Source organism: Gracilibacillus sp. JCM 18860 (assembly GCF_055395245.1).
Map to the genome: position 1 here is coordinate 269,657 of NZ_AP043868.1, position 25,125 is coordinate 294,781.

General features: G+C 36.0%; 30 protein-coding genes. All 30 read left to right on the forward strand.

The features are described from left to right. Positions 1-265 precede the first annotated feature (265 nt). The 30 genes from xerC (at position 266) to ACZ5R4_RS01575 (ending at position 25,118) form a co-directional block, all read left to right on the forward strand. Complete coding sequence (xerC, locus tag ACZ5R4_RS01430; protein ID WP_109984442.1) at positions 266-1,183, forward strand: tyrosine recombinase XerC; 918 nt, start codon at positions 266-268, stop codon at positions 1,181-1,183. A gap of 20 nt (positions 1,184-1,203) precedes the next feature. Further along, a complete protein-coding gene (gene hslV / locus ACZ5R4_RS01435; protein WP_054859696.1) occupies positions 1,204-1,764 on the forward strand; it encodes an ATP-dependent protease subunit HslV in 561 nt (186 codons plus the stop codon). Then, a complete protein-coding gene (gene hslU, locus ACZ5R4_RS01440; protein ID WP_109984441.1) occupies positions 1,755-3,155 on the forward strand; it encodes an ATP-dependent protease ATPase subunit HslU in 1,401 nt (466 codons plus the stop codon). Before hslV ends, hslU begins: the two co-directional genes overlap by 10 nt. Before the next feature lie 16 nt (positions 3,156-3,171). Then, entirely contained in the window at positions 3,172-3,939 is a 768-nt protein-coding gene (gene codY / locus ACZ5R4_RS01445; protein ID WP_054787566.1) for a GTP-sensing pleiotropic transcriptional regulator CodY, read from the forward strand. Positions 3,940-4,233: 294 nt separating this feature from the next. Next, positions 4,234-4,629 (forward strand): flagellar basal body rod protein FlgB, encoded by a 396-nt coding sequence (gene flgB, locus ACZ5R4_RS01450; protein ID WP_054859504.1) that lies wholly within the window; start codon positions 4,234-4,236, stop codon positions 4,627-4,629. A 2-nt stretch (positions 4,630-4,631) separates the two neighbouring features. Continuing rightward, positions 4,632-5,090, forward strand: a complete 459-nt coding sequence (gene flgC / locus ACZ5R4_RS01455; protein WP_109984440.1) for a flagellar basal body rod protein FlgC — start codon at positions 4,632-4,634, stop codon at positions 5,088-5,090. 44 nt (positions 5,091-5,134) lie between these two features. Further along, the gene (gene fliE / locus ACZ5R4_RS01460) at positions 5,135-5,428 is read left to right on the forward strand and encodes a flagellar hook-basal body complex protein FliE (protein WP_277677884.1); all 294 of its coding nucleotides are present in this window, start codon (positions 5,135-5,137) and stop codon (positions 5,426-5,428) included. Positions 5,429-5,470: 42 nt separating this feature from the next. Then, complete coding sequence (gene fliF, locus ACZ5R4_RS01465; protein WP_109984439.1) at positions 5,471-7,063, forward strand: flagellar basal-body MS-ring/collar protein FliF; 1,593 nt, start codon at positions 5,471-5,473, stop codon at positions 7,061-7,063. A gap of 17 nt (positions 7,064-7,080) precedes the next feature. Beyond that, entirely contained in the window at positions 7,081-8,094 is a 1,014-nt protein-coding gene (gene fliG / locus ACZ5R4_RS01470) for a flagellar motor switch protein FliG (protein ID WP_054787564.1), read from the forward strand. Next, a complete protein-coding gene (fliH, locus tag ACZ5R4_RS01475) occupies positions 8,087-8,839 on the forward strand; it encodes a flagellar assembly protein FliH (RefSeq protein WP_464367987.1) in 753 nt (250 codons plus the stop codon). Before fliG ends, fliH begins: the two co-directional genes overlap by 8 nt. Continuing rightward, positions 8,817-10,136 (forward strand): flagellar protein export ATPase FliI, encoded by a 1,320-nt coding sequence (gene fliI, locus ACZ5R4_RS01480; RefSeq protein WP_109984437.1) that lies wholly within the window; start codon positions 8,817-8,819, stop codon positions 10,134-10,136. The genes fliH and fliI overlap by 23 nt, the downstream gene beginning before the upstream one ends. Then, positions 10,133-10,579 carry a flagellar export protein FliJ gene (fliJ, locus tag ACZ5R4_RS01485; RefSeq protein ID WP_054859501.1) on the forward strand — a complete coding sequence of 149 codons (447 nt, stop codon included), beginning with the start codon at positions 10,133-10,135 and terminating at the stop codon, positions 10,577-10,579. Before fliI ends, fliJ begins: the two co-directional genes overlap by 4 nt. Positions 10,580-10,583: 4 nt before the next feature. Beyond that, a complete protein-coding gene (locus ACZ5R4_RS01490; protein WP_109984436.1) occupies positions 10,584-11,165 on the forward strand; it encodes a MotE family protein in 582 nt (193 codons plus the stop codon). Between the two features lie 26 nt (positions 11,166-11,191). Beyond that, positions 11,192-12,535: a flagellar hook-length control protein FliK gene (locus ACZ5R4_RS01495; RefSeq protein WP_109984435.1), complete on the forward strand. Its 1,344-nt coding sequence runs from the start codon at positions 11,192-11,194 to the stop codon at positions 12,533-12,535. A gap of 9 nt (positions 12,536-12,544) precedes the next feature. Next, positions 12,545-13,039 (forward strand): flagellar hook assembly protein FlgD, encoded by a 495-nt coding sequence (flgD, locus tag ACZ5R4_RS01500; protein WP_054859498.1) that lies wholly within the window; start codon positions 12,545-12,547, stop codon positions 13,037-13,039. A gap of 12 nt (positions 13,040-13,051) precedes the next feature. Then, positions 13,052-13,411, forward strand: a complete 360-nt coding sequence (locus tag ACZ5R4_RS01505) for a TIGR02530 family flagellar biosynthesis protein (protein ID WP_054859497.1) — start codon at positions 13,052-13,054, stop codon at positions 13,409-13,411. An 82-nt stretch (positions 13,412-13,493) separates the two neighbouring features. Next, complete coding sequence (gene flgG / locus ACZ5R4_RS01510) at positions 13,494-14,381, forward strand: flagellar basal body rod protein FlgG (RefSeq protein WP_054787557.1); 888 nt, start codon at positions 13,494-13,496, stop codon at positions 14,379-14,381. Between the two features lie 48 nt (positions 14,382-14,429). Then, entirely contained in the window at positions 14,430-14,651 is a 222-nt protein-coding gene (locus ACZ5R4_RS01515; RefSeq protein ID WP_054859496.1) for a flagellar FlbD family protein, read from the forward strand. Further along, positions 14,641-15,054 (forward strand): flagellar basal body-associated FliL family protein, encoded by a 414-nt coding sequence (locus ACZ5R4_RS01520; RefSeq protein ID WP_054787621.1) that lies wholly within the window; start codon positions 14,641-14,643, stop codon positions 15,052-15,054. Before ACZ5R4_RS01515 ends, ACZ5R4_RS01520 begins: the two co-directional genes overlap by 11 nt. Before the next feature lie 27 nt (positions 15,055-15,081). Continuing rightward, the gene (gene fliM / locus ACZ5R4_RS01525; RefSeq protein ID WP_109984433.1) at positions 15,082-16,083 is read left to right on the forward strand and encodes a flagellar motor switch protein FliM; all 1,002 of its coding nucleotides are present in this window, start codon (positions 15,082-15,084) and stop codon (positions 16,081-16,083) included. Beyond that, the gene (gene fliY, locus ACZ5R4_RS01530) at positions 16,073-17,230 is read left to right on the forward strand and encodes a flagellar motor switch phosphatase FliY (RefSeq protein WP_054859493.1); all 1,158 of its coding nucleotides are present in this window, start codon (positions 16,073-16,075) and stop codon (positions 17,228-17,230) included. The genes fliM and fliY overlap by 11 nt, the downstream gene beginning before the upstream one ends. A 26-nt stretch (positions 17,231-17,256) precedes the next feature. Next, entirely contained in the window at positions 17,257-17,619 is a 363-nt protein-coding gene (locus tag ACZ5R4_RS01535) for a response regulator (RefSeq protein ID WP_054787556.1), read from the forward strand. Positions 17,620-17,623: 4 nt separating this feature from the next. Continuing rightward, positions 17,624-18,289 (forward strand): flagellar biosynthetic protein FliO, encoded by a 666-nt coding sequence (locus tag ACZ5R4_RS01540; RefSeq protein ID WP_464367988.1) that lies wholly within the window; start codon positions 17,624-17,626, stop codon positions 18,287-18,289. Beyond that, positions 18,279-18,956 (forward strand): flagellar type III secretion system pore protein FliP, encoded by a 678-nt coding sequence (gene fliP, locus ACZ5R4_RS01545; RefSeq protein ID WP_181397502.1) that lies wholly within the window; start codon positions 18,279-18,281, stop codon positions 18,954-18,956. The genes ACZ5R4_RS01540 and fliP overlap by 11 nt, the downstream gene beginning before the upstream one ends. 18 nt (positions 18,957-18,974) lie before the next feature. Next, positions 18,975-19,244, forward strand: a complete 270-nt coding sequence (gene fliQ, locus ACZ5R4_RS01550; RefSeq protein WP_054787554.1) for a flagellar biosynthesis protein FliQ — start codon at positions 18,975-18,977, stop codon at positions 19,242-19,244. A 3-nt stretch (positions 19,245-19,247) separates the two neighbouring features. Next, the gene (fliR, locus tag ACZ5R4_RS01555) at positions 19,248-20,018 is read left to right on the forward strand and encodes a flagellar biosynthetic protein FliR (protein WP_277677850.1); all 771 of its coding nucleotides are present in this window, start codon (positions 19,248-19,250) and stop codon (positions 20,016-20,018) included. 4 nt (positions 20,019-20,022) lie between these two features. Then, the gene (flhB, locus tag ACZ5R4_RS01560; RefSeq protein WP_109984430.1) at positions 20,023-21,099 is read left to right on the forward strand and encodes a flagellar biosynthesis protein FlhB; all 1,077 of its coding nucleotides are present in this window, start codon (positions 20,023-20,025) and stop codon (positions 21,097-21,099) included. A gap of 39 nt (positions 21,100-21,138) precedes the next feature. Next, positions 21,139-23,172, forward strand: coding sequence for a flagellar biosynthesis protein FlhA (gene flhA, locus ACZ5R4_RS01565; RefSeq protein WP_464367989.1), 2,034 nt, complete (start codon positions 21,139-21,141; stop codon positions 23,170-23,172). Beyond that, positions 23,169-24,257: a flagellar biosynthesis protein FlhF gene (flhF, locus tag ACZ5R4_RS01570; protein ID WP_054859488.1), complete on the forward strand. Its 1,089-nt coding sequence runs from the start codon at positions 23,169-23,171 to the stop codon at positions 24,255-24,257. Before flhA ends, flhF begins: the two co-directional genes overlap by 4 nt. Next, positions 24,258-25,118: a MinD/ParA family protein gene (locus ACZ5R4_RS01575; protein WP_464367990.1), complete on the forward strand. Its 861-nt coding sequence runs from the start codon at positions 24,258-24,260 to the stop codon at positions 25,116-25,118. Positions 25,119-25,125 lie beyond the last annotated feature (7 nt).

The following is a 25,125-nucleotide window of genomic DNA, read 5'->3' on the forward strand; positions in this document are numbered from 1 at the left end:
GGTTTGCACCAGTCGCTACGTTTTAAACAGGCGCCTAGCGCTTTTGTTCTTCGCCTTTATATTTTAGGGAGGTACCTTTTTGATTGGTCTAGACAAGAAATAGGTGATACAATGGAATGGACACGGTAATAATATAATTATCGTTTTATGATTTAACTTGATGGGAATAGAATAGTATAAAGGTTAAAGATTTGACAAATTGGTTAACGAACTTGCGATACACTTAGGATTATGATAAGATTTTATCGCTTATTAGAGGTGAAAAATGGAACCCTTTACGAAGGAATGGTTACTTTATTTAGATTACTTACAAATAGAAAAGAATGCTGCGAAGACCACGATTCAAACATATCAAAAGGATGTAGAACATTTTTTTCAATTTATGTACAAAGAGAACATGACTAGACTACAAGAGGTGGATCACAACATCGTGAGAAATTATTTGTCTCAGTTATACGAAAGTGGTCTTTCCAAGCGCTCCGTCACTAGACATATATCGACACTTAGAAGTTTTTATAAGCTTCTTGTAAGGGAAGCGGTTGTCGATTCAAACCCTTTTCAGCATATAACCCTACCTAAAAACTCTAAGCCAATTCCTGGTTTCTTATTCCAAGAAGAGCTCGACACCATATTTTCTACTATTGATCGTACGACAGCATTAGGACAAAGAGATGCCGCGTTATTAGAATTGTTATATGCGACCGGAATTCGTGTAAGTGAATGCGCCAGTTTAAAAATAGAAAATATTGATTTTAGCTTAAAGACGATTTTAGTATTAGGAAAAGGGGATAAAGAAAGATATATCCCTTTTGGTGAGTTTGCAGAAGATGCTTTAAAAACATACATAAATGATGGACGTAACCAGCTAATGGGAAGTAAAAGCATTCCAAGTAATTTTGTGTTTTTAAATGCAAAAGGAAGCCCACTTACTGTAAGAGGAATGCGATTAATTCTAAGTAAAATGGTAAAAAAGGCTGGGCTTACCATCCACTTACACCCCCATAAATTACGTCATACATTTGCTACACACATGCTAAACAATGGGGCAGATCTTAGGGCAGTTCAAGAATTATTAGGCCATTCAAATTTATCTTCAACACAGATATATACGCATGTTACAAAGGATAGATTAACAAGTATCTATCAATCGGCACATCCGAGAGCAAAAAATAGTAATAAATAGGAGGTATCGTGATGAATGAACTGAATCAATTACATGCAACAACTATCTTTGCTATACAGCACAATGGTAAAGCAGCAATGTGTGGAGACGGCCAGGTAACACTTGGGAATCAAGTTGTAATGAAACACACGGCTAAAAAGGTGAGAAGAATATTTAAAGGAAGAGTTTTAGCAGGATTTGCTGGATCTGTTGCAGATGCGTTTACTTTATTTGAAAGCTTTGAAGCAAAATTAGAGAGTTATGATGGTAACTTATCAAGAGCTGCTGTTGAATTAGCCAAAGATTGGCGTAATGATAAATATTTACGGAAATTAGAAGCCATGTTAATCGTAATGAATGAGAAGGAGCTTTTACTCGTTTCAGGTACAGGTGAAGTGATTGAACCAGATGATGGAATACTAGCGATAGGCTCAGGTGGTAATTATGCACTAAGTGCAGGAAGAGCATTGAAGAAGCATGCTTCCCACCTCAGTGCAAAAGAAATCGCAAAGGCTTCCTTAGAGACTGCTGGAGAAATATGTGTATTTACCAATGATCAATTAGTTTTAGAAGAGCTTCAAGGAGGAGAATCATGTCAATAAATTTAACACCTAAACAAATCGTGGAAAAATTAAATGCCTATATCATTGGCCAAGAAAGTGCAAAAAAGGCTGTTGCTGTTGCCTTAAGAAATCGATATCGAAGAATGCAATTAACAGAAGAGCTAAGAAATGAAATCGTTCCAAAGAATATTTTAATGATCGGTCCAACCGGGGTAGGAAAAACGGAAGTAGCTAGAAGATTAGCTAAATTAGTTGGAGCCCCTTTTGTTAAAGTGGAAGCAACAAAATATACGGAAGTTGGTTATGTTGGACGGGATGTCGAATCGATGATTAGGGATCTAGTTGAAACATCTGTACGAATGGTTAAAGAAGAAGAAATGGAGCTCGTAAAGGGAAAAGCAGAGGAGGAGGCGAATAAGCAACTTGTAAAATTATTAGTACCAGATAAAAGAAAGGCAAATCATTCGAAAAATCCATTTGAAATGTTCTTAAACCCCAATCAACAAAAATCTAATGATACAGAAGAGGAATCAAGTGAACAAGCGGAAACGATGAAACAAAAAAAACAACAAATGAAAAGCCTATTGGATCTAGGAGAACTTGAAGATAATATCGTTTCAATAGAGGTAGAGGAACAAACGCCATCTATGTTTGATATGCTACAAGGATCGGGAATGGAACAAATGGGAATGAATATGCAAGATGCACTAGGTCAATTCATGCCAAAGAAAAAGAAGAAACGAAAATTGAAAGTAAAGGAAGCAAGAAAAATATTAACACAGCAAGAAGCACAAAAGTTAATCGATATGGATGAAGTGACACAAAAAGCAATCGAGCGAGCGGAACAGACAGGTATTATATTTATCGATGAAGTGGATAAAATTGCTGTCAAGCAAGAGCAATCCGCCACCGTTTCTAGAGAAGGTGTCCAACGAGATATCTTACCAATTGTCGAGGGATCCTCCATTGTAACGAAATATGGACCAGTAAAAACGGATCATATGTTGTTTATTGCAGCAGGGGCGTTTCATATGGCAAAGCCATCGGATTTAATTCCAGAACTTCAAGGAAGGTTTCCCATTCGTGTAGAATTTGAGAAATTGGCAGTAGAAGATTTCGAACGAATATTGATAGAACCTTCTAATGCGTTATTAAAGCAATATAAGGCACTGTTAGAAACGGAAGGAATCACCATAGAATTTGACCAAAAGGCGATTACTCGAATAGCAGAAATCGCATATGAGGTGAATCAAGAGACAGATAATATTGGTGCAAGAAGGTTGCATACTATCCTAGAGAAATTACTGGAAGAACTATCTTTTGAAGCTTCAGAGATTGGGATTGGCAATATACAAATTACTGAAAATTATGTCAATGAGAAACTTAAATCTATTGCGAAAAATAAAGACTTAAGCGAATTTATTTTATAGATGGAAGGTGCAATAAATGAAATTATTAGATAAAACAAGGGAAATAAATGCGATGCTTCAGAAGACGAGGGGAAAATCAGTTGATTTTACAGAAATGTCAAATACATTACGAGACGTAATTGATGCAAACATATTTATCGTTAGTCGTAAAGGTAAGCTTTTAGGATTTTCCATTAATCAACAAATCGAAAATGAACGTATGAAGAAAATGCTAGAGGAGAGACAATTTCCAGTAGAATATACGGAAAATTTATTTCATATTACTTCAACCACGACTAATTTAGATATTAACAGTGAATATACAGCTTTTCCTGTTGAGAATAAAGAGCTTTTTAGAACTGGGCTAACGACTATAGTACCAATTATAGGTGGTGGAGAAAGACTAGGAACTTTAATTCTTAGTCGTTTATCTGATAGCTTTAATGAGGATGATCTAATTTTAGCGGAAAACGGCGCGACAGTAGTTGGGATGGAGATTCTCCATGAGAAAACAGAGCAAATAGAATTAGAAGCCAGAAGGACTGCTATTGTGCAAATGGCGATTAATTCGCTCTCCTATAGTGAATCAGAAGCTATTTCACATATATTTCGAGAGCTTGATGGTAAGGAAGGATTGTTAGTAGCTAGCAAGATTGCAGATCGGGTTGGCATTACAAGATCTGTTATCGTAAATGCATTAAGAAAGCTTGAAAGTGCTGGTGTCATCGAATCTAGGTCTCTTGGGATGAAAGGGACCTACATTAAGGTACTAAATGATTATTTCCTAAAGGAACTCAAATTATAAGAAAAATCTAAGGATTCAATATATTCTAGTTAAAATTTCACGCTTTCATACAGAAAAAGAAATCTGCTCCTAGGCAGTTTTCTTTTTTTTTTGACAAATTCCTGATTAAAAGCCTACAATAATGGTATTATATACCTATATAAATTAAGCCTTAAAGACTAAAATGTAAAAATAAATCAAACTTTAACAAAAATATTACAATTTGTCATAGACAATAGGTAATATTTATCTTACAATATTCGATAGGCGCATTATTTTTATGTCGGTTTTTAGAGAAATAAGGAGGAAATTAGCATGTCTTTTTTCGGAAATACGATAAATTCCCTAGAAAATTCTTTAGATTATGCCTCTATGAAAAATAGTACAATAGCTAATAATATTTCTAATGCAGATACACCTAACTACAAAGCAAAAAATGTGAATTTTAAAAATGTCCTAAATAAGACTTTAGAAGGTGATTTTTCACCCACTCAAACAAACGAGCGACATATTTCTTTTGGATCAGAAGAAGCACAACCTTATACAATTACAACTAATCGTTCCACAACTTATAACCATAATGGCAATAATGTTGATATAGATAAAGAAATGACGGAATTAGCTAAAAATCAAATCTATTATCAGGCATTGGTAGACCGTATGAATGGGAAGTTTAATAGTTTACAAACAGTTATAAGGGGAGGAAGGTAATTATGTCGATCTTTCATTCTATTAATACAAGTGGGAGTGGCTTGACAGCACAGAGACTAAGAATGGATGTCATTTCTTCAAATATTGCAAATATGGATACTACTCGTGCAACAGTCAATGAAAATGGTGAATATGAACCATACCAGAGAAAAATGACCGTATTTCAGCAAAGAGGGGAAGGATTCTCTACACTTCTCCAATCCGCTAGAAACAGTCAATCAACCCGGGGAAGTGGTGTTAGAGTGACGGAAATTACGGAGGATGAAACAGAGCCTTTTAAATTAGTTTATAATCCGAATCACCCTGATGCGAATGAAGAGGGTTATGTAGAAATGCCTAATGTCGATCCACTTAAAGAAATGGTCGATATGATGAGTGCCACAAGATCTTATGAGGCTAATGTCACAGCATTAAATGCATCCAAAACCATGCTGATGAAAGCATTGGAAATAGGTAGGTAATAGCAGGGGAGGGATAAGTTTTGGTAACTAACACTTTTTTAAATATTAATCATGTCTCAAATATGAATCAAACTAATCAATCCAATCAGAGCAGTTCCATTTCTGTAGGTGAAGCACAGCAGCAATTTTCTAATAGTTTAAAAAATGCCATTGAACAAATCAATAAAGCTCAAAATGAATCAGATGTAAAAACAGAAGCATTAGCCAAAGGCCAAATTGACGATTTGCATGATGTTATGATTACTGCTCAAAAAGCTAGTATCGTACTGCAAACAGGAGTTGAAGTCCAAAGGAAAGTTATCGATGCCTACAATGAAGTAATGAGAATGCAGGTTTAATCTACATAAATGATGTAAGTAACTAGTTTCTGGGGGCAAAAAATGAACGAGAAATTGAAGCAATATAGTTTAAAATTCAAAGAATATTATAAGTCCATGGCAAAGTGGCAGAAAGGTGTGCTTTTTGGTGGACTCGGTTTTATTATCATATTACTTTTGGTAATCAGTTTTCTATCAACTTCCGATAAGCTTGTACCTTTATATAATGAATTGTCTCTTCAAGAAGTAGGTCAAATTAAGGAAGAGTTAGATGCAAGATCTATTCCTTACGAACTAACGGAAGCTGGTACAACGATTGAAGTACCTGAGGAACAGGCAGAATCTTTACTCGTTGATCTTGCCGCACAGGGAATTCCTGATAGTGGTAGTATCGATTATTCCTTTTTTGCTGAAAACAGCTCATGGGGAGTGACAGATAATGAATTCGATGTAATGAAACTAGATGCCATGCAAACAGAGATAGCGAATTTAATTTCACAAGTTAATGGAATTAAAAGTGCAGAAGTAATGATCAATGTCCCGAAGGATCCTGTTTTTGTCAGTGATCAGCAACAAGAGGCATCCGCATCTATTGTCATTCAGTCAGAGCCGGGGTATCAATTTGAACCAAGTCAAATTAATACCCTGTATCACCTTGTTTCTAAATCTGTACCAAATCTACCAACTGAGAATATTGTCATCATGGATCAAAATTTTGAATATTACGATCTAAATAGTCAAAATTATGCAACGGAAGGAAGCTCATTTACTAATCAACTGGAAATGAAAAATGATATCGAACGAGACATCGAAAAAAGGGTACAAAAAATGCTTGGGATGATGATCGGTATGAATAAGGTCGCCATTTCAGTGACAACAGATATCGATTTTACCCAAGAAAAAAGAGTGGAGCAATTAGTTGAACCGGTCGATGAGGAGAACGATACACTTCCAGTTAGTATTGAGACCATTACAGAATCATTTACTGGTGCTCAGCCTGAGGAAGGTGCAGTTGGGGTAGAAGAGGGGGAGATTGCCAACTACCCCGCGGGTACAGAAGGACAAGTTGGGGATTATGAAATGGTAAAGGAATCTGTTAACAATGAGTTTAATAGAATTCAACGAGATATAGTAGAAAGTCCCTATAAAATTCGAGATTTAGGAATACAAGTAGCGATAGATAACACCAGGATCGGAGAAAATGGAGAAGTAGAACAGTTAAGTGCAACCGAACAACAGGCAGTAGAAGATAGTGTTGCTTCTATATTAAACTCAATGATTTCCACGACGGTAGACCAAACATATGAAGAAGTAACACCAGAAGAAGCCGTTTCTATCGTATTCCAACCATTTAGTGGAACAGATCAATCATTAGAACAAACTACGGTACCATCTATTCCGATTTGGGTCTATATCGTTGGTGGTGTACTATTGGCGGTGATTATCCTGCTAATTTGGTTGTTAAGAAGAAAACCAACACCAGAAGAAGAAATTGAAGAAATCGAAACAGAAGAAGTGTTCCATGAAGAGCTACCTCCACTTATGCAAGAGGATAATTCTGATAGCTCGAAAAGAAGAAAACAATTAGAAAAATATGCTCAGGATAAACCAGAGGAATTTGCTAAATTACTTCGCAGTTGGATTTCAGAGGATTAAGAAGGGGGTTAATGTAAATGGCGAAACGAAAACAAGCACTTACTGGTAAACAAAAAGCTGCTATTTTGTTAATCTCTCTAGGACCTGATGTCTCAGCTCAAGTATATAAATATTTAACACCTGAAGAAATTGAAAGACTAACTCTTGAGATTTCTTCCGTCAAGAAGGTAGACACAGCACAAAAAGATGATATATTAGCAGAATTTCAAGAAATAGCTATGGCTCAAGATTATATTTCACAGGGTGGGATTGGCTATGCCAAAACTGTATTAGAAAAAGCATTAGGTGAAGAGAAGGCAACCGATATTCTAAATCGACTAACCTCCTCGTTACAGGTGAAGCCATTTGATTTTGCGAGAAAGGCAGAACCATCGCAAATCATCAATTTTATTCAAAATGAACACCCACAAACAATAGCCCTAGTTCTATCTTACTTAGATTCGGAGCAGGCAGCACAAATTTTGTCAGATTTGCCTACAGAGTTACAGGCAAGTATCGCGAAGAGGATTGCACTTATGGATTCTACTTCACCTGAAATCATTTCCGAGGTTGAACAAATATTGGAACGAAAATTGTCTACTACTGTGACACAAGATTATACACAAACAGGTGGGATTCAAGCTGTTGTGGAGGTTCTAAATGGAGTAGATAGGAGCACGGAACGAACAATTCTCGATGCTTTAGAAATAGACGATCCAGAACTCGCAGAAGAAATCAAGAAACGTATGTTTGTATTTGAGGACATTGTTACCTTGGACAATCGAGCAATTCAACGTGTTATTCGTGAGGTCGACAATGATGACTTGCGTCTTTCACTTAAAGTATCTAGTGATGAAGTTAAAGAAATCATGTTCCACAATATGTCTACAAGGATGGCAGAAACATTTAAAGAAGAGATGGAATTCATGGGTCCAGTTAGACTACGTGATGTGGAGGAAGCTCAATCCCGTATTGTTTCTGTTGTTAGAAGATTAGAAGAAGTTGGAGAAATTGTCATTGCAAGAGGTGGAGGGGATGATATTATTGTCTAATCAAGACGAACTAGCTCTCCCTACAAAAAAAATTAATATTAAGAAAATCCAAACTTCTGTTAAGAAGGATACTTCAAACACAGATACATTAGAGAAAGATTTACAATCCCGCATGGAAGAAATAGAAAAAAAAGAAAGAGAGATAAACGATAAATTTGATAGTACTGAACGAGAGATAGCTAGACAAAAAGAAGAGTGGAAGGAATTAAGAACTCGTTATATAGAAGAAGCACAGCAGGAAGGTTATAAAAAAGGCTTCGAAAAAGGGGAAACAGATAGCATTCAACAATATCGTAATCTGATAGATCATGCGAACCAAATCATTATGCAGGCACAAATCGATGCCGATAATATACTGTCTCAAAGTGATGAGAAAATATTACAAATTTCGATGACTGTTGCAGAGAAAATAATGAATCAGACCTTAACAGAAAATAGTCATTCTTTCCTGAATATTGTACATAAAGTCATCGAGATGGTGAAAGAACAGCCGGTTATAAAGGTTTATGTTCACGATAAGGATTATTCACTCCTTCTGGATAGTAAGGATGAATTAGTTGCGATTACGAATCAACAAGCAGAGTTAATTATTTTCACAGATCCAGAGCTTCAAAAAGGACAAGTAATCATAGAGACACCTTATGGTAGGATTGATGCATCTATCACGACTCAATTAAATGAAATAAGAAATAGGCTTTTTAATGTAGTGGAGGAGATTAGCCGTGAACATCCAAGCAATCCTTGATGAAATTGAACAAATTGATTCCTATAAACGTTTTGGAAAGGTAGAACGGGTTGTAGGACTACTAATTGAGTCACGCGGGCCTAAAGCAAGAATCGGCGAAGTCTGTTACATTCATACAGATAAAAGCTCAGAAAAAATTACGGCAGAGGTAATTGGATTTGATGAAGAAAAGGTGCTTTTAATGCCATATTCGGCAGTTAGTAATATTTCTTCAGGTTGCTTAGTAGAAGCAACAAAGCAATCTCTCTCCATTAAAGTGGGAAGATCTTTAATTGGGAAGGTAATTGACTCGACTGGAAATCAATTAGATGGGACAAAATTACCAAAAGGCCTCATCGATTATCCAACAGAACAAGCACCACCTAACCCTTTGAGTAGACCCCGGATTAGTGAGCCTATTGAAGTAGGGGTCAAGGCAATTGATACAATGCTTACGGTTGGTAAAGGTCAGAGAATTGGTATTTTTGCTGGAAGTGGAGTAGGTAAAAGTACCTTAATGGGAATGATTGCACGTAATAGTGAGGCCGATCTGAATGTGATTGCATTAATTGGTGAACGTGGTCGAGAGGTTAATGAATTTATTGAGAAGGATCTAGGTGAGGAAGGATTGAAAAAATCCATTGTTGTTGTGGCAACTTCCGATCAATCTGCATTAATGCGAATAAAAGGTGCTTACACAGCAACTTCGATAAGTGAGTATTTCCGAGATTTAGGATATCAAGTAAACTTAATGATGGATTCTGTGACAAGGGTAGCAATGGCCCAAAGAGAGATTGGGCTTGCTATTGGAGAGCCTCCGACAACGAAAGGATATACACCATCAGTCTTTGCATTACTTCCTTCTTTGCTAGAGCGAACAGGCACGAGTGATAAAGGTACCATCACAGCATTTTATACAGTTTTGGTAGACGGAGATGATTTCAATGAGCCAATTGCTGATACGACAAGAGGGATTTTGGATGGGCATTTTATCCTAGATCGGAAGCTAGCAGGAAAAGGACAATTTCCGGCCATTAACATTTTACAGTCTGTAAGTCGTGTGATGAATGAGATCATTGATCCTGATGTGTTAAAACATGTACAAAAAATCCGATCAGTGCTTGCTACCTATGAGGACAATGAAGAATTAATTCAGATCGGTGCTTATAAAAAAGGCTCCAATCAACTAGTAGATGAAGCAATTCAATTACAGCCCAAAATAGTAGAGTTTCTTAAACAACGGATGGAAGAAAATATTGACAGGGAAGATGCCCTTAAGCAATTGAAGGCTTTAGCTTCAGGAGGGAATAGCTTTTGAGAAATACAGTTGGACTTGAAAAAATAAGAAAAATAAGAGACAACGAAAAAAATCAAGCACAAATGATTTATGAGCAAGCAGTCAATGACTTTGAAATAAAAGCTCAAAAACTTTTTGATTTATTAAAAAGAAAAGAAACCATTGAAGACAAGTACACACAATCCCTAACGACAGGGACAAGTGCAGAAATGCTTCAGTCCTATAATGATTATTTAAATTATTTAACACCTTCCATCCTTGAGTTACAAAAGCAAGTTGCAAACGCGAGGGATAAAATGCAATATTTTCAGCAGAATTTATCGAACCAATTTCAAGAACTGAAAAAGATTGAGAAATTGATCCATAAAAAAGAAATCACAAGGGTCGAAAGCGAGAAAAGACAGGAAGCTATTCAAATGGATGAAATATCTATGAGAAAGTATTTGATCAATAAGGGTAGGTGAAGAAATGGCTACCAATCCCAATCGTGACAAAAAAGAAAAAAAACCAGGGTTTTTTCAGTGGCTAATCGTTATCATTGTTCCATTATTATTTGCTCTAATTGTTGCACTAATCATTCTAAATATCATGGGTGTAGATGTGGTCGGAAAAACAAAAGAAGCCTTAAACAAAATCCCTTTCTTGGAAGAAAGGGTAACGACAGACCTTGAGGCCTTACACGAACGTCAGCTTTCCGAAAAGAATGAGGAACTAAATATGTTGCAACAACAGGTGGAAGGATTAGAAGCAGAGGTTGAATCAAAAGAACAAACGATTACGGAATTAGAAGAAGAAGTAGCAGGACTAACGAAAGAAATGAAAGAAAGTGAAGAGGAAGCAACAGAGGAGCCAGATGAGAAATGGAAAGAAGTGGCTACATCATATAGTGAGATGAAACCAAAAAATGCTGCCTCTATTTTAGAAAAAATGGAAAAAAGCATCGTTATTTCTATCTTGAAACAAGTGGATGCAGAGGTTCGCGGTGAAATACTTGCAGCAATGGATCCAGAAATAGCAGCTTCATTTACAGAGTCGTTCCTAGTTGAATAACACACATTAGAAAGGAGGTGACACCAATGATCACACCAAATGTATCCATCATGGCACCAAAGTCAATGGAACCTTCTCTGAAGCAAGATCAAGGGGAAGCATCGGTATTTAAAAATATACTACTAGCGAATAGCACATCTGACTTGAGTGTAGATAAGATGTCATCAGATATAGTGGTTAACCAGGAGGATTCCATAAGAGAGAAATTATTGAGTGAAGACCTAGTAAATGTACTTAAATCAGGAGATATCCTAATGGAAGACCTATTCCAACTACTAGAATTGGATGAAGAAATGCAAAAAAGAGTGAAAGAACTCGTTGATGAAATTCAAGCATCAAATCCATTATTAGAGATCGAAGCATTGGAAGAACTAATAAGTCTTTTAAAAAGCTTAGAAACTAGTGAAGATATTCGTTCTCCTGAGAAGTTTTTTCAAAATCTACTGATAACGAACCATTCTAGTACAGTGGTAGGTTCATCTGCACTTGTGCCTATGGCGCAAACGTTAGATAAAAAGGAAGTTCAGTCATCATGGGAAGGGATTCAGAAACTCCTTAATAAAATGGAAAATGGTTCTATTACCTTGCGTGAACAAAAGCAGATGTTTCTTTATTTGCAACAGTGGAGCAATTTTCAAAAGCAAAACCCACAAGCTATCCAGACGATCATGAGTGATTTACAAGAGAGCAAAGTAGCTAAGGTATGGAGTTCCCTTATAGAAAATTATCAGAGTCGTTCCTCTCTAACGGAGCATTATGGAGGGAATAAAAAAGTAACCCAACAGGATTTAGTAAACTGGATGAAGCATGCGATCCAAAGCTATGAATCACAAAGTGAAAGTAACTCACTTAAACAGACTTCGCCTATTATCTCTACAGGTCCTGTGCATTCAAAAATTCAGCAATACATTATCTATACGCAACAAACCAATACCGATAATGAGATGGTGCAGAAACAGTTATTAGATCAATTTCAGCAGATAATGGTCAAAAGTAACTTTTTGCAACGAGGTAATGGTATAAACCAACTAATGGTACGATTACAGCCAGAGCAGTTAGGTGATATTACATTAAAGCTAACCCAAGTTAATGGAGAAATGACAGTAAAAATGATCGTATCATCACAAGCAACAAAGGATTTACTTGAAGGGAATCTACAACAGCTTAGACATATGTTTTCACCACACCAAGTTTTGATTGAAAAGCAGGATAGCTCTAATCTATTAGCCCATTCGGAAGAAATGAATCTAGCCGAACAATATGATGAGGAAAATAGTCAGGACGAGCAAAACAGTTTTTCTGAAGAACATGGTGGAGAAAATGAGGAAGCTACAGATTTTCATCAACTATTAATGGACGCGAAAGTGTAGGTGAATATAATGAGTGCAATCGATCCTAGCTACTATTTATCTAATCAGTCACAAACGAGGGAGATCAATACGAGCTTGGGGAAGGATGAATTTCTTAAAATCCTAATGACACAATTACAAAACCAAGACCCTTTAAACCCTATGGACGATAAGGAATTTATTTCTCAAATGGCGACATTTTCATCACTCGAGCAAATGATGAATATGTCAAATTCTATAGAACAGCTAGTCGCAAATCAAACGATCTCTCCTGTTATTCAATATAGTCATCTAATCGGTAAGGAAGTTGACTATTATAAAATTGATGAGGAAACAGGACAAATAGCAGAGCCAAAAGAAATTGTTAGTAGCAAGGTTAAGGCCATTTCAGAGCAACAAGGCTTCGCAGTATTAGAACTTGAAGATGGAACAAAAATCTATACAGATGAAGTGCTTCGTATTACGAGTGATGTTCATTCTAATACGGCACCAGATAAGACGGAAGACACTAATCCTTCTGAATAGGGGAGCAAAGCAATGGATAATAAAATTCATGCCCTACATCATGCTCTTATCCCTACAAAGTCATCCTTATCAAAAAAGTCAACGGTCAAGTTTGCTGACCTTTTACACCAAACAAATGAACTGACGATAACGAAGCATGCAAGGGAGAGAATGCAGGAAAGGAAAATACAACTTACGGAAGAACAATGGCATCAAATCACCATTAAGTTAGCAGAAGCAAAGCAAAAAGGAGTCAAGGACTCATTGGTTCTAGTACAAAATACAGCCTTTATCATGAATGCTGATAATCAAACCGTTATAACTGCAATGGAAACAGAAGAAATGAAAAATAAAATCTTCACTAATATTAATGGAACCATTCTTATTGATTAAGCTGGACCCTTGCTGGGAGGCTTATAGCTATGGACTGAATGAAGTAGCTACTAAACTTTAATCTGAAAGGAAGTTGAATGAGATGTTAAGATCTATGTATTCAGGAATTTCTGGACTTAAGGCTTTTCAAACAAAATTAGATGTTGTGGGGAACAACATTGCAAATGTCAATACTGTCGGTTTTAAAAAGGGACGTACCGTTTTCCAAGATATGATGAGTCAACCGATAAACGGGGCGAGCGCACCTACAAATATTCGAGGGGGGATGAATCCATCTCAGGTCGGTACAGGCGTCCAACTAGGAACTATTGATAATGTTCATACGCAAGGTTACCGACAAACGACAGGTCGACCTTTAGATTTACAATTAGAAGGTGACGGAATGTTTGTCTTTGCACAAGATGTCGCGGAAGATGCTACTACTATTAATATAGGAGATTCGGATATTTATTTTTCTCGGGCGGGTAACTTGTATTTTGATGCTAACGATTATCTAGTAAATGCAAATGGTCAATATTTAGTTGGTCAATCAACGGACGAAAATGGAAATGTGGTTTCCTCTAAAATTCAAATACCTAAAAATGCGGAAAGTCTAAGTTTTCAAAGTGATGGTACGGTGACTTATGTGGACGAAAATGGTCAAACACAGGAGGCAGGTCAAATAATGTTAGCCAAGTTTTCTAACCCTGGTGGTCTTGAAAAAGTAGGTGGCAACATGTATCGTACAACGGTCAATGACGGTGCCTTCACTGATGATGGAACAGGTAATATTAATGGATTAGAGGATTTATTTGCTCCAGAGGGTGAAGGAACAGCCTCTATCGTGTCAGGAGCACTGGAAATGTCAAACGTTGATTTATCAGAAGAATTCACGGAAATGATCACAGCACAGCGTGGCTTCCAGGCAAACACTAGAATTATCACAACATCTGATGAGATTCTACAAGAATTAGTTAATTTAAAACGATAAAAAGGGAGGAAGAAGGTTAAGTGATGACCCCTTAACCTTCTTACACGCATGATTACATTAACGAAATTAAATAATGACCGACTAACATTGAATGCTCTATATATTGAGAGAATTGAATCATTCCCTGATACCACCATAACTCTAGTGAATCAAAAAAAAGTCTTTGTTAAGGAATCAGAGGAAGAAGTAAAAAAACTAGTAACCGAATATTTTCAATTAATTGGCTTGAATCAACTTCAAAGAGAAATAGGTGATGAAGATGAATCCTAAATTTGTAAAATCATTAGTTATCATATTAATTCTTATTACTATTGGTGGTGGTATTACCCTTTACTTCTTATTAAATAGTAAAGACACCGGTGGTGAATTAACCATTGATCAAATGGTAGAGTTCTCTTATACCACAGAGGAGATGCGAACGGATTTAAAAGACGGAAATTTTGTTCTTATCCAGTTTCAATTCATCACTGATAGTAAAGCTGGTGCCGAAGAAATTGCAAAACGTGAATTTCAAGTAAAGAATGAATTCATCAAACAATCAGTGGATCTAACAGAAAAAGACTTTAGAGAAAATCTTGCGCAATTAGAAGATAATATTCAAGCAGCAATGAGTAAAAAGATGACAGAAGGCAAAATAACGGATGTTTTAATAACAAGCAAGGTTATTCAGTAATAATTGCTCCGGAATGGAGGTGGAAGAATGGCAGATGAGGTATTATCCCAGAGTGAAATTGATGCACTTTTGTCTGCATTATCATCTGGTGAAATGGATGCTAATCAATTAAAAGAAGAGGAAAAAGATAAAAAAGTAAAGGTATATGATTTTAAAAGAGCATTACGGTTTTCGAAGGATCAAATTCGAAACATCTCAAGAATTCATGATAATTTTGCAAGATTACTATCAACTTATTTCTCAGCTCAATTACGTACATATGTAGATATATCGGTTGCTTCAGTTGATCAGATACCTTATGAAGAATTTATTCGATCGATTCCAGCGATGACGATTCTGAATGTTTATAGTGTTGCCCCATTGGATGGAAGGATCATTTTTGAATTTAATCCAAACATTGCCTATGCGATGCTTGATCGAATTCTAGGTGGAAAAGGGACAAGCGTAAATAACATAGAGAATTTAACCGAAATTGAAACAACCTTAATGTCTCAATTATTTGTAAAAGCATTAGATAATTTACAAGAAGCATGGAGTTCAATTACGGAAATTGACCCGATCCTCGAGGATTTTGAGGTGAATCCACAATTTTTACAATTAGTATCACCAAATGAAACGGTTGTGGTTGTTTCATTAGATACAACCATTGGTGATAGTAGTGGAATGATCAATATTTGTATTCCACACGTTGTATTGGAGCCAATTATTCCTAAACTATCCGTACACTATTGGATGCAAAATGAGAGTTCGAAGGAAAGAAAGCCAGAAGAATATGAATTAATTACAAAAAATATTAAGAAGGCAAAAATGGACCTATCTGTCGTACTTGGTAAAAGCTCAATATCTGTAGAGGAGCTGATGTTTTTAAGTGCAAAGGACACCATCATTTTAAATCAATCCATTGAACAGCCACTGGTCTTGCAAGTAGATAAAGTACCTAAATTTTATGTTCAGCCAGGGAAAAAGAAAAATAGACTTGCTGTTCAAATATTAGAAGAGATTAAGGGAGGGGATTTCAATGATGAATGACGGAATGTTATCACAAGATGAAATCGATGCACTATTAAATGGTAGTGATGATCAAGATGAGAACACAAACCATACTAATGACACTAATACTCCTTCCTCTAACGAATATCTTTCCTCATTAGAAAAGGATGCTTTAGGTGAGATTGGGAATATATCCTTTGGTAGCTCTGCTACCGCATTATCTACTCTTTTGAATCAGAAAGTAGAAATTACTACACCTACCATTTCGGTTATTGAAAAAGGATTATTAGAGGAAGAATTCCCTGTGCCTTATGTTGGTGTGGAGGTAAGATATACAGAGGGATTCAGTGGAGCTAATTTATTTATGCTCGAATCAAAGGATGCAGCAGTGATTGCTGACTTGATGCTAGGAGGTACGGGAGAGGCCGCAGATAATGAGTTAAATGATATACACTTAAGCGCAGTCCAAGAAGCAATGAATCAAATGATGGGCACATCGGCGACGAGTATGTCCACTATTTTCCATAAAAAAGTAGATATTTCTCCTCCAACCATATCAATTATGGATGTCACAGAGGAAGAAGCTAACAAATATTTAAAAGAAGATAATGATGTTGTGATAAAAGTCTCTTTCCAATTAAAGGTTGGTCATTTAATTGATTCGAAAATTATGCAGTTATTGCCAATTTCGTTCGGTAAAGAGCTGGTGGATAGTCTTTTGAATGCATCCGAAGAGGAACAAGTGATAGATGAAGGAAAAGAACCTGTAAAAGAAAATGAGAATCATAGTCAATCGTATAGTTCTGTAGGTACAGTAGAACAACCGACTGAACCAAGAAAAATGGGGACAAATAGTAATAGTAAAGCAGAAGTTCAATCAGCCTCCTTCTCAGATTTTGAAGATTTACCGTTACCAAAGGAAGAGAGAAGAAACTTAGATTTATTGCTGGATATACCATTACAGGTCACTGTAGAGCTTGGTAGAACGAAGCGAAACGTCAAAGAAATACTTGAACTTACCTCTGGGTCTATTTTGGAATTAGATAAATTAGCAGGGGAACCTGTAGATATATTAGTTAATCATAAACTAATTGCTCAAGGGGAAGTTGTCGTAATTGATGAGAATTTCGGAGTTAGAGTAACAGATATTGTGAGTAAAGAAGCTCGAATTAAACAACTTAAATAATTTGATTTTAGAGAGGATTGAGTGAGATGTCAAAACGTGTATTAATAGTAGATGATGCTGCTTTCATGAGAATGATGGTTAAAGATATTTTAACGAAAAACGGATACGAAGTTGTTGGGGAAGCACAAGATGGCGTAGAAGCGGTGGAAAAATATGATGAATTAAAACCAGATTTAGTGACAATGGATATTACGATGCCTGAGATGGATGGGATTGCGGCATTAAAGGAAATAAAGGGAAAAGACAGTGAGGCAAATATTATTATGTGCTCAGCAATGGGACAGCAAGCAATGGTAATAGATGCTATTCAAGCTGGTGCACGAGATTTTATTGTAAAGCCATTTCAAGCAGATCGTGTCATTGAGGCAATTTCGAAAGTAATAGGTTAAAGAGGTGGTGACAATTAACCGCAAAGGAGTTATTCTCTCTATCTTGATCTGTGCTCTTTTCTTAACATCCTCCATCACTACCTATGCTTCACAAAGTGTGGAGGAATACTTTAATCAAAATCAAGAAAAGGAAAATCAAGAGAAGGAAAAACAAGAAACAAAGACAAATGAGTCTACTGAAGTCGAGCAAGCGGAAGTAGAGTCACCAAATTTTATCATTAGTTTATTAAGGCTAGTATTAGCGCTTGGTGTCATCATTGCTTTAATAATCTTCATTTCAAAGTTTTTAAAAAATAGAAATAAATATTTAGGAAAGCAAGGTATTATAGAGAACTATGGTGGGATTTCTGTCGGGGCAAACAAATCCCTCCAAACCATCCGTATTGGAGATAGATATTATGTCATAGGGGTAGGCGACAATATCGAGTTACTATTAGAAATTACGGATGAGGAGACAATGGAGCAATTAAAAAAGAATGAGAATGAAGGCAATAAATCGATGGATTTTATGCCATGGATAAAAGACAAAAGTGTAAAGCAAAACAGGGTTGAGAGTCAAGCTAGTAAAGAATTTGGTCAATTATTTAAGAAGGAGCTTACTACGATGAAAGAAGGAAGAAAGCAAATATTGCAAAAAATGAGAAAGATAAAGAAGCATCATGATAATTAGTTTAATTGATGTTTTCTCAGGTACGGATCCACAAAATATTTCAACTTCTGTAAGATTGCTTTTGCTTCTTACCGTATTATCGTTAGCACCGAGCATTCTAATCTTAATGACCTGTTTTACTAGAATCATTATCGTACTATCCTTTGTGAGAACATCATTGGCGACTCAGCAAATGCCTCCAAATCAAATTTTGATTGGTTTAGCCTTGTTTATGACTTTTTTTATTATGGCCCCAACCTTTCAGGAGGTTAATGAGCAAGCATTGCAGCCCCTTTTCAATGAAGAAATATCACTGGAAGAAGCCTATGATAATGCTAGTGCTCCAGTAAAAGAGTTTATGGCAAAGCATACAAGACAAAAGGATTTGGCTCTTTTTATGAATTATGCATCGATTGAAGAACCAGAATCGGTTGAGGATATACCACTTACAACACTTGTACCAGCATTTGCTATTAGTGAATTAAAAACAGCCTTCCAAATGGGATTTATGATCTTTGTTCCATTTTTAGTAATTGATATGGCAGTGGCAAGTGTTTTGATGTCCATGGGTATGATGATGTTACCACCAGTAATGATTTCATTACCATTTAAAATTTTACTTTTTGTTTTAGTGGACGGGTGGTACTTAATTACGCATTCTTTATTGGATGGGTTTTTGCCATTATGATAAGAAAGGAAGTTACGAGTGAGTGGTGAATTTGTAATATCATTAGCAGAGCAAGGGATTTATACCATTTTAATGGTAACAGGACCATTATTAATATTAGCATTGGCAGTAGGACTACTTGTTAGTATTTTTCAAGCAACAACGCAAATTCAAGAACAAACATTAGCCTTTATCCCAAAAATTGTTGCGGTTTTAGTTGGATTAGTGATTTTTGGACCATGGATGCTGTCAACAATGGTGGAATTTGCTGCTAATTTATTTCAAAATCTAAATCAGTTTGTAGGATAGCCTATGTTTGAATTAATAGACATCAATATCCTGCCTGCATTTATCTTAATATTAGTTAGAATAATAGCTTTTTTCGTTACCATCCCGGTATTCTCTTATCGTAATGTTCCTTTACCTTTAAAGATCGGAATGGGAATCTTTTTAGCATGGATCATGCTGTATACTATACCAACACCAGAACTAGCTTTTGATGACCAATATGTGTTGCTTATTATAAAAGAAGCGATCATCGGGTTACTTTTAGGACTAATCGCATATATCATTTTGGCTGCAATACAAATAGCTGGTGGATTTATCGATTTTCAAATGGGGTTTGCAATTGCGAATGTCGTCGATCCTCAAACAGGAGCACAAAGTCCGTTAATAGGGCAGTATTTCTATACTATCGCCATTCTCTTTATCTTAGTAGTAGATGGTCACCATTTACTCCTTAATGGCTTAGTATATAGTTTTGAAGTTATTCCTTTGGATCAATTTTTTTCATTTAGCAACCTTGATTTTATTTTATTAACTTTTAGTAAAATGTTTTTAATTGCTTTTCAACTATCCATTCCTATTGTCGGTTGCTTATTTCTTGTAGACGTAGCATTAGGAATAATTGCAAGAACAGTCCCTCAATTGAATGTATTTGTTGTTGGATTACCTTTAAAAATACTCGTATCTTTTCTAGTGTTGTTCATGTTTATTCCTTTTTATATTGCCATGGTACAACAGTTGTTCTCCTTGACCCTTGACACAATGGAAGGATTGATTCATTTATTTGGAGGTGCTTAACAAAATGTTAAAACTTAATCTGCAGTATTTTGCTGGAGAAAAAACCGAAAAAGCAACTCCAAAAAAGCGTCAAGATGCTAGAAAGAAAGGACAAGTGGCAAAAAGCCAAGATGTGAATACTGCTATTCTATTATTTTTAGTTTTTATTGTACTATTTGTAACTGGTAATAGTTTTAAAACAATGATGACAGATATGTATAGCAAGTCATTCACGGAATATATCCATTTAGAAGTTACGGAAGATCAAGTTTTTGAAATCTTTTTAGATTTCGGATGGCAGATTGCCTTAACCATTGCACCAATTCTACTTATTGCTATTGTGGCAGGATTAGCTTCTAATTTCTTACAAGTTGGCTTTTTGTTTACAACAGAACCGTTGAAAATGAAGCTAAGTAAGATTGATCCAATTCAAGGTGCAAAAAGAATTTTTTCCGTACGTGCTCTAGTGGAATTAGTGAAGTCTTTATTAAAGATTTTAGTTGTTGGGGCTATTACCTTTGCGATCATCTGGATAAACAAGGATGAAATGCTAATGCTTGTTGATAAGGATGTACATGGTGCGTTAGCCTTTTTTGGAAGTATGACTATTCAAATGGGGATTGCTGCCGCTATAGGTCTATTAATCGTATCGGTTTTTGATTATGCCTATCAACGTTTCGATTTTGAGAAACAAAATAAAATGTCAAAAGATGATGTGAAGGATGAGTACAAAAATATAGAAGGGGATCCTTTAATTAAGTCAAAAATAAAGGAAAAACAAAGGCAGATGGCTATGCAACGGATGATGAGTCAAGTTCCTGAAGCAGATGTCATTATTACAAACCCAACTCATTATGCGATTGCATTAAAATATGACGAATCGAAGGCAGACGCTCCGTATGTTGTTGCTAAAGGTGTTGATTTTGTTGCAATGAAAATTAAAGAGATTGCTAGTAATCACCGGATTGTCATGGTAGAAAATCGGCCTCTAGCAAGAGCATTATATAGTCAAACTGAAATAGGCGAGATAATAGATGAAGCGTATTTTCAGGCAGTGGCTGAAATACTTGCCTATGTATATCGAGTTCAGAAGAAAATTTAACCATGTTTATGTTTTGTAAGCTTAAAGGAGTTGTATGACATGAAAGCTAGAGATTTTTCCGTTTTACTAGGTGTTATTCTCATCATTATTATGTTAGTTATACCATTACCAGGGTGGTTATTAAGTATATTAATTTTAACAAATATATCTCTAGCATTAATCGTTATCCTTGTTTCAATGAATACGGTTGACACTTTACAATTTTCAGTATTCCCGTCATTGCTATTATTGTTAACATTGTTCCGACTAGGATTAAATGTTTCCACAACGAGGTCCATTTTATCTGAAGCGGATGCAGGAAATGTTGTGGATACATTTGGAACATTTGTTATTGGTGATAACCCATTAGTAGGATTTGTTGTTTTTATTATTCTAGTTATTATTCAATTTCTAGTTATTACTAAGGGTAGTGAGCGTGTATCTGAGGTTGCGGCACGTTTTACATTAGATGCAATGCCAGGAAAACAGATGAGTATAGATGCAGATTTAAATGCCGGTATGATTAATGAACAGCAAGCTAAAGAACGAAGAGAAAAAATTGAACAAGAGGCAGATTTTCATGGAGCAATGGACGGTGCGAGTAAATTCGTCAAAGGTGACGCTATTGCTGGTATTATTATTGTTCTAATTAATATTATTTTTGGTTTAATCATCGGTATGATGCAATTAGAATTAAGCTTTAATGAAGCGATCGATGTGTATATGCGATTAACAGTGGGAGATGGCTTGGTCAGTCAAATACCTGCATTATTGATTTCAACTGCGACTGGTATTGTAGTAACAAGAGCAGCCTCTGATGGTAATTTGAGTGCGGATGTTAGTCAACAATTGTTACGTTATCCTAACTTGCTTTATATTGCGGGGGGTACTATTTTCTTACTAGGACTGACACCAATTAATCCCTTCTTAACAACCCTTATTGCGATAGTATTAATTGGTACTGCTTATATGATATCTAAAAAAGCTAAACAAGAAGCGAATGTTACCGAATCAGAGGTAGATGAAACGGAATCTGAAGAAATGAAAGCACCTGAAAATGTTGTAGGTCTGATTAACATGGACCCAATTGAATTTGAATTTGGGTATGGTTTAATCCCATTGGCAGATTCCAATCAAGGTGGGGATTTACTAGATCGAATTGTCATGATTAGAAGGCAACTTGCTATTGAACTAGGACTGGTTATCCCTGTTGTCAGAATACGAGACAATATTCAATTAAACCCAAATGAATACCGGTTAAAAATAAAGGGAAATGAAGTGGCAAGTGGTGAATTGTTACTAGATCATTTCTTAGCAATGAGTCCAGGGATTGAGGATGATGAGCTAGATGGAATCGAAACAACTGAACCTGCCTTTGGACTTCCAGCAAAGTGGATTACAGAAGAAACAAAGGATGATGCCGAATTGTCTGGATATACAGTAGTGGACCCACCTTCTGTCGTTTCCACACATATTACGGAAATTATTAAGCGCAATGCTCACCAACTTCTTGGTCGCCAAGAGACAAAGCAATTGGTCGATCATCTAAAGGAGAGTTATCCAATATTAGTGGAGGAGGTTACACCAGAACCGCTCGCAATTGGAGATGTACAAAAGGTATTGGCTAAGTTATTGAGAGAAAATGTTTCGATTAAGAACTTACCTGTTATTTTTGAGACATTAGCGGATTTTGGAAAAATGACAAAGGATACAGATTTACTAACTGAATATGCTAGACAATCTCTTTCCGCCCAAATTACCGCTGATTTGCTACAAGGTAGAAATGAACTAAAAGTTATTACTGTAGCTGGTGAGGTAGAGAAAGTGATCGCAGAACATATCCAGCAAACAGAACATGGAAGTTATTTAGCAATGGATCCTGATACGCAACAGCAAGTTATCCAGTCTGTTTCTGAAAATGTGGAAGTTATGTCACTTCAGGAAGAAAATCCTATTATTCTATGTTCTCCTACTATAAGAATGTATATGAAGCAATTATTGGATCGATTTTTCCCACAGGTGATTGTGCTTTCCTATAACGAAATCGAGCCAACAGCGGAAATAAAAAGCATCGGAGTGGTGAATGTAGCATGAAAATAAAAAAAATCAAAGGTTCGACAATGCCAGAAGTAATGCAGATAGTTCGCCGAGAATTAGGAGAAGATGCCGTTATTCTGAATTCTAAGGTCATTCATGAGGGGGGTTTTTTAGGACTATTTAAAAAAAGAAAGTTAGAAGTACTGGCTGGAATTGATAGTCCTCGTAAAAAGCCTGTTCCATCTAAACCAGTAGTTGCAAAGCCTATGAGTTCAGTATTAGCAGAAGGCAAACAAGATCATCTATTAAAAGAAATCAAAGATATGAAGCGATTAATTCAACAAAAAAATCAAGATCACACGTTTCCTTTACCTTATCAAGAACTACTTGACCATTTAGAAAATCAAGAAGTAAATAAAGACATAGCAATGGAGCTAGTGGACACAATCCATACGAGCAACGAGCAGGAAGAGGATATGGAGAAACTGAAGAAAAAGCTAGCATTTGAAATAAAGCATCGATTAGCTAATAAAGGAAGCTTTGGAAAATCAGATTATCAAAATCAATTCGTTCATCTTGTAGGACCAACAGGTGTTGGGAAAACAACGACCATTGCCAAACTTGCAGCACACAGTGTTCTTAATGAACGTAAAAAAGTGGCGCTTATTACAACGGATACGTATCGAATCGCTGCAATCGAACAGCTGAAAACCTATTCAAAAATTTTAGATGTTCCGATAGAAGTTGCATATAATCTCGAGGACTACAACAAAGCACGAGAAAAATTTTCAGATTTTGATCTCGTTTTTGTTGATACAGCTGGTCGTAATTTCAGGGATGAAAAATATGTGGAAGAATTGGGCAATGTAATGGATTTAAATGAAGAAGTAGATACTTATCTAGTTTTATCTTTAACAACAAAAAGTAATGATCTCGAGGCAATTTATGACCAATTTCGTCATGTTCCTGTTAAACAAATTATTTTCACAAAAAAGGATGAAACAACTTCTTATGGTGCTGCTCTAAATTTATCTTTGCAACACAACATTGGAATAGCATTCCTAACAACAGGTCAAGATGTACCGGATGACATAGAAGAAGCTTCGATTGATCATATTGCAAAACTTATAGTTGGTGATTAAATGAATACAGATCAAGCATCACACCTAAGAGCTAAAATGAAAGGAATCCATCATCAAAATCTTGCTAAAACAATTGCGGTTGTAAGTGGAAAAGGAGGGGTAGGTAAGTCAAATATCGCACTTAACTTCTCCCTTTCTCTTTCAAAAAAAGGTAAAAAAGTACTATTATTTGACTTGGATATCGGGATGGGGAATATCGAAATATTACTTGGAAGATCATCTGAGCATTCTATCCTTAAAATTTTCGAGAAAAATTCGTCTATTTATGATATTATAGAATCAGGACCAAATACACTGTCCTATATACCTGGTGGGAATGCACAAGAAAGTATTTTTCAACTGGGTGAGGAGAAATTAGTCCATTTTTTAGAACAATTAGAACTAATACTTAATGACTATGACTATGTAATCTTTGATTTGGGAGCAGGTGTAACACAAGAAACGATTCATTATATGAAGGCTGTGGATGACTGTCTTGTTGTAACGACACCTGAACCAACGTCGATCACAGATGCTTATTCAATGGTGAAACATATTCTATCGTATAAAAAAACACAGGTCCATCTTATTTTAAATAGGGTGATGAATAAGCAACAAGGAGATATGATAACGAATCGTATGATTACGGCAATTAAACGTTTTCTTGAGTATGATATGTTTCCTTTAGGTATGGTTCCGGATGATCCTGTTGTGATGTCGGCAGTTATCGAACAGCATCCCTTTTTACTGAAGAACCCAAAATCGAAGGCATCTGTGGCCATTGATCAAATCACTGACCAATTTTTAGGAATCGCGCCAAGAAAAAAGCGGAAAGGTAAAGATTTTCTAAAGGAATTGAAACAATATTTATCTCGACTTTAACTTAGCC

Bases quoted from the DNA above. Each gene is read 5' to 3' on its own strand.
- fliR (WP_277677850.1), top strand. From the start codon at position 19,248: ATGTTTGAATTAATAGACATCAATATCCTGCCTGCATTTATCTTAATA.
- flgD (WP_054859498.1), top strand. From the start codon at position 12,545: ATGAGTGCAATCGATCCTAGCTACTATTTATCTAATCAGTCACAAACG.
- hslU (WP_109984441.1), top strand. From the start codon at position 1,755: ATGTCAATAAATTTAACACCTAAACAAATCGTGGAAAAATTAAATGCC.
- ACZ5R4_RS01495 (WP_109984435.1), top strand. From the start codon at position 11,192: ATGATCACACCAAATGTATCCATCATGGCACCAAAGTCAATGGAACCT.
- flgB (WP_054859504.1), top strand. From the start codon at position 4,234: ATGTCTTTTTTCGGAAATACGATAAATTCCCTAGAAAATTCTTTAGAT.
- ACZ5R4_RS01490 (WP_109984436.1), top strand. From the start codon at position 10,584: ATGGCTACCAATCCCAATCGTGACAAAAAAGAAAAAAAACCAGGGTTT.
- fliF (WP_109984439.1), top strand. From the start codon at position 5,471: ATGAACGAGAAATTGAAGCAATATAGTTTAAAATTCAAAGAATATTAT.
- flgC (WP_109984440.1), top strand. From the start codon at position 4,632: ATGTCGATCTTTCATTCTATTAATACAAGTGGGAGTGGCTTGACAGCA.
- fliG (WP_054787564.1), top strand. From the start codon at position 7,081: ATGGCGAAACGAAAACAAGCACTTACTGGTAAACAAAAAGCTGCTATT.
- codY (WP_054787566.1), top strand. From the start codon at position 3,172: ATGAAATTATTAGATAAAACAAGGGAAATAAATGCGATGCTTCAGAAG.
- fliP (WP_181397502.1), top strand. From the start codon at position 18,279: ATGATAATTAGTTTAATTGATGTTTTCTCAGGTACGGATCCACAAAAT.
- ACZ5R4_RS01505 (WP_054859497.1), top strand. From the start codon at position 13,052: ATGGATAATAAAATTCATGCCCTACATCATGCTCTTATCCCTACAAAG.
- ACZ5R4_RS01520 (WP_054787621.1), top strand. From the start codon at position 14,641: ATGAATCCTAAATTTGTAAAATCATTAGTTATCATATTAATTCTTATT.
- flgG (WP_054787557.1), top strand. From the start codon at position 13,494: ATGTTAAGATCTATGTATTCAGGAATTTCTGGACTTAAGGCTTTTCAA.
- flhB (WP_109984430.1), top strand. From the start codon at position 20,023: ATGTTAAAACTTAATCTGCAGTATTTTGCTGGAGAAAAAACCGAAAAA.
- ACZ5R4_RS01575 (WP_464367990.1), top strand. From the start codon at position 24,258: ATGAATACAGATCAAGCATCACACCTAAGAGCTAAAATGAAAGGAATC.
- ACZ5R4_RS01535 (WP_054787556.1), top strand. From the start codon at position 17,257: ATGTCAAAACGTGTATTAATAGTAGATGATGCTGCTTTCATGAGAATG.
- flhA (WP_464367989.1), top strand. From the start codon at position 21,139: ATGAAAGCTAGAGATTTTTCCGTTTTACTAGGTGTTATTCTCATCATT.
- xerC (WP_109984442.1), top strand. From the start codon at position 266: ATGGAACCCTTTACGAAGGAATGGTTACTTTATTTAGATTACTTACAA.
- fliM (WP_109984433.1), top strand. From the start codon at position 15,082: ATGGCAGATGAGGTATTATCCCAGAGTGAAATTGATGCACTTTTGTCT.
- flhF (WP_054859488.1), top strand. From the start codon at position 23,169: ATGAAAATAAAAAAAATCAAAGGTTCGACAATGCCAGAAGTAATGCAG.
- ACZ5R4_RS01515 (WP_054859496.1), top strand. From the start codon at position 14,430: ATGATTACATTAACGAAATTAAATAATGACCGACTAACATTGAATGCT.
- fliY (WP_054859493.1), top strand. From the start codon at position 16,073: ATGATGAATGACGGAATGTTATCACAAGATGAAATCGATGCACTATTA.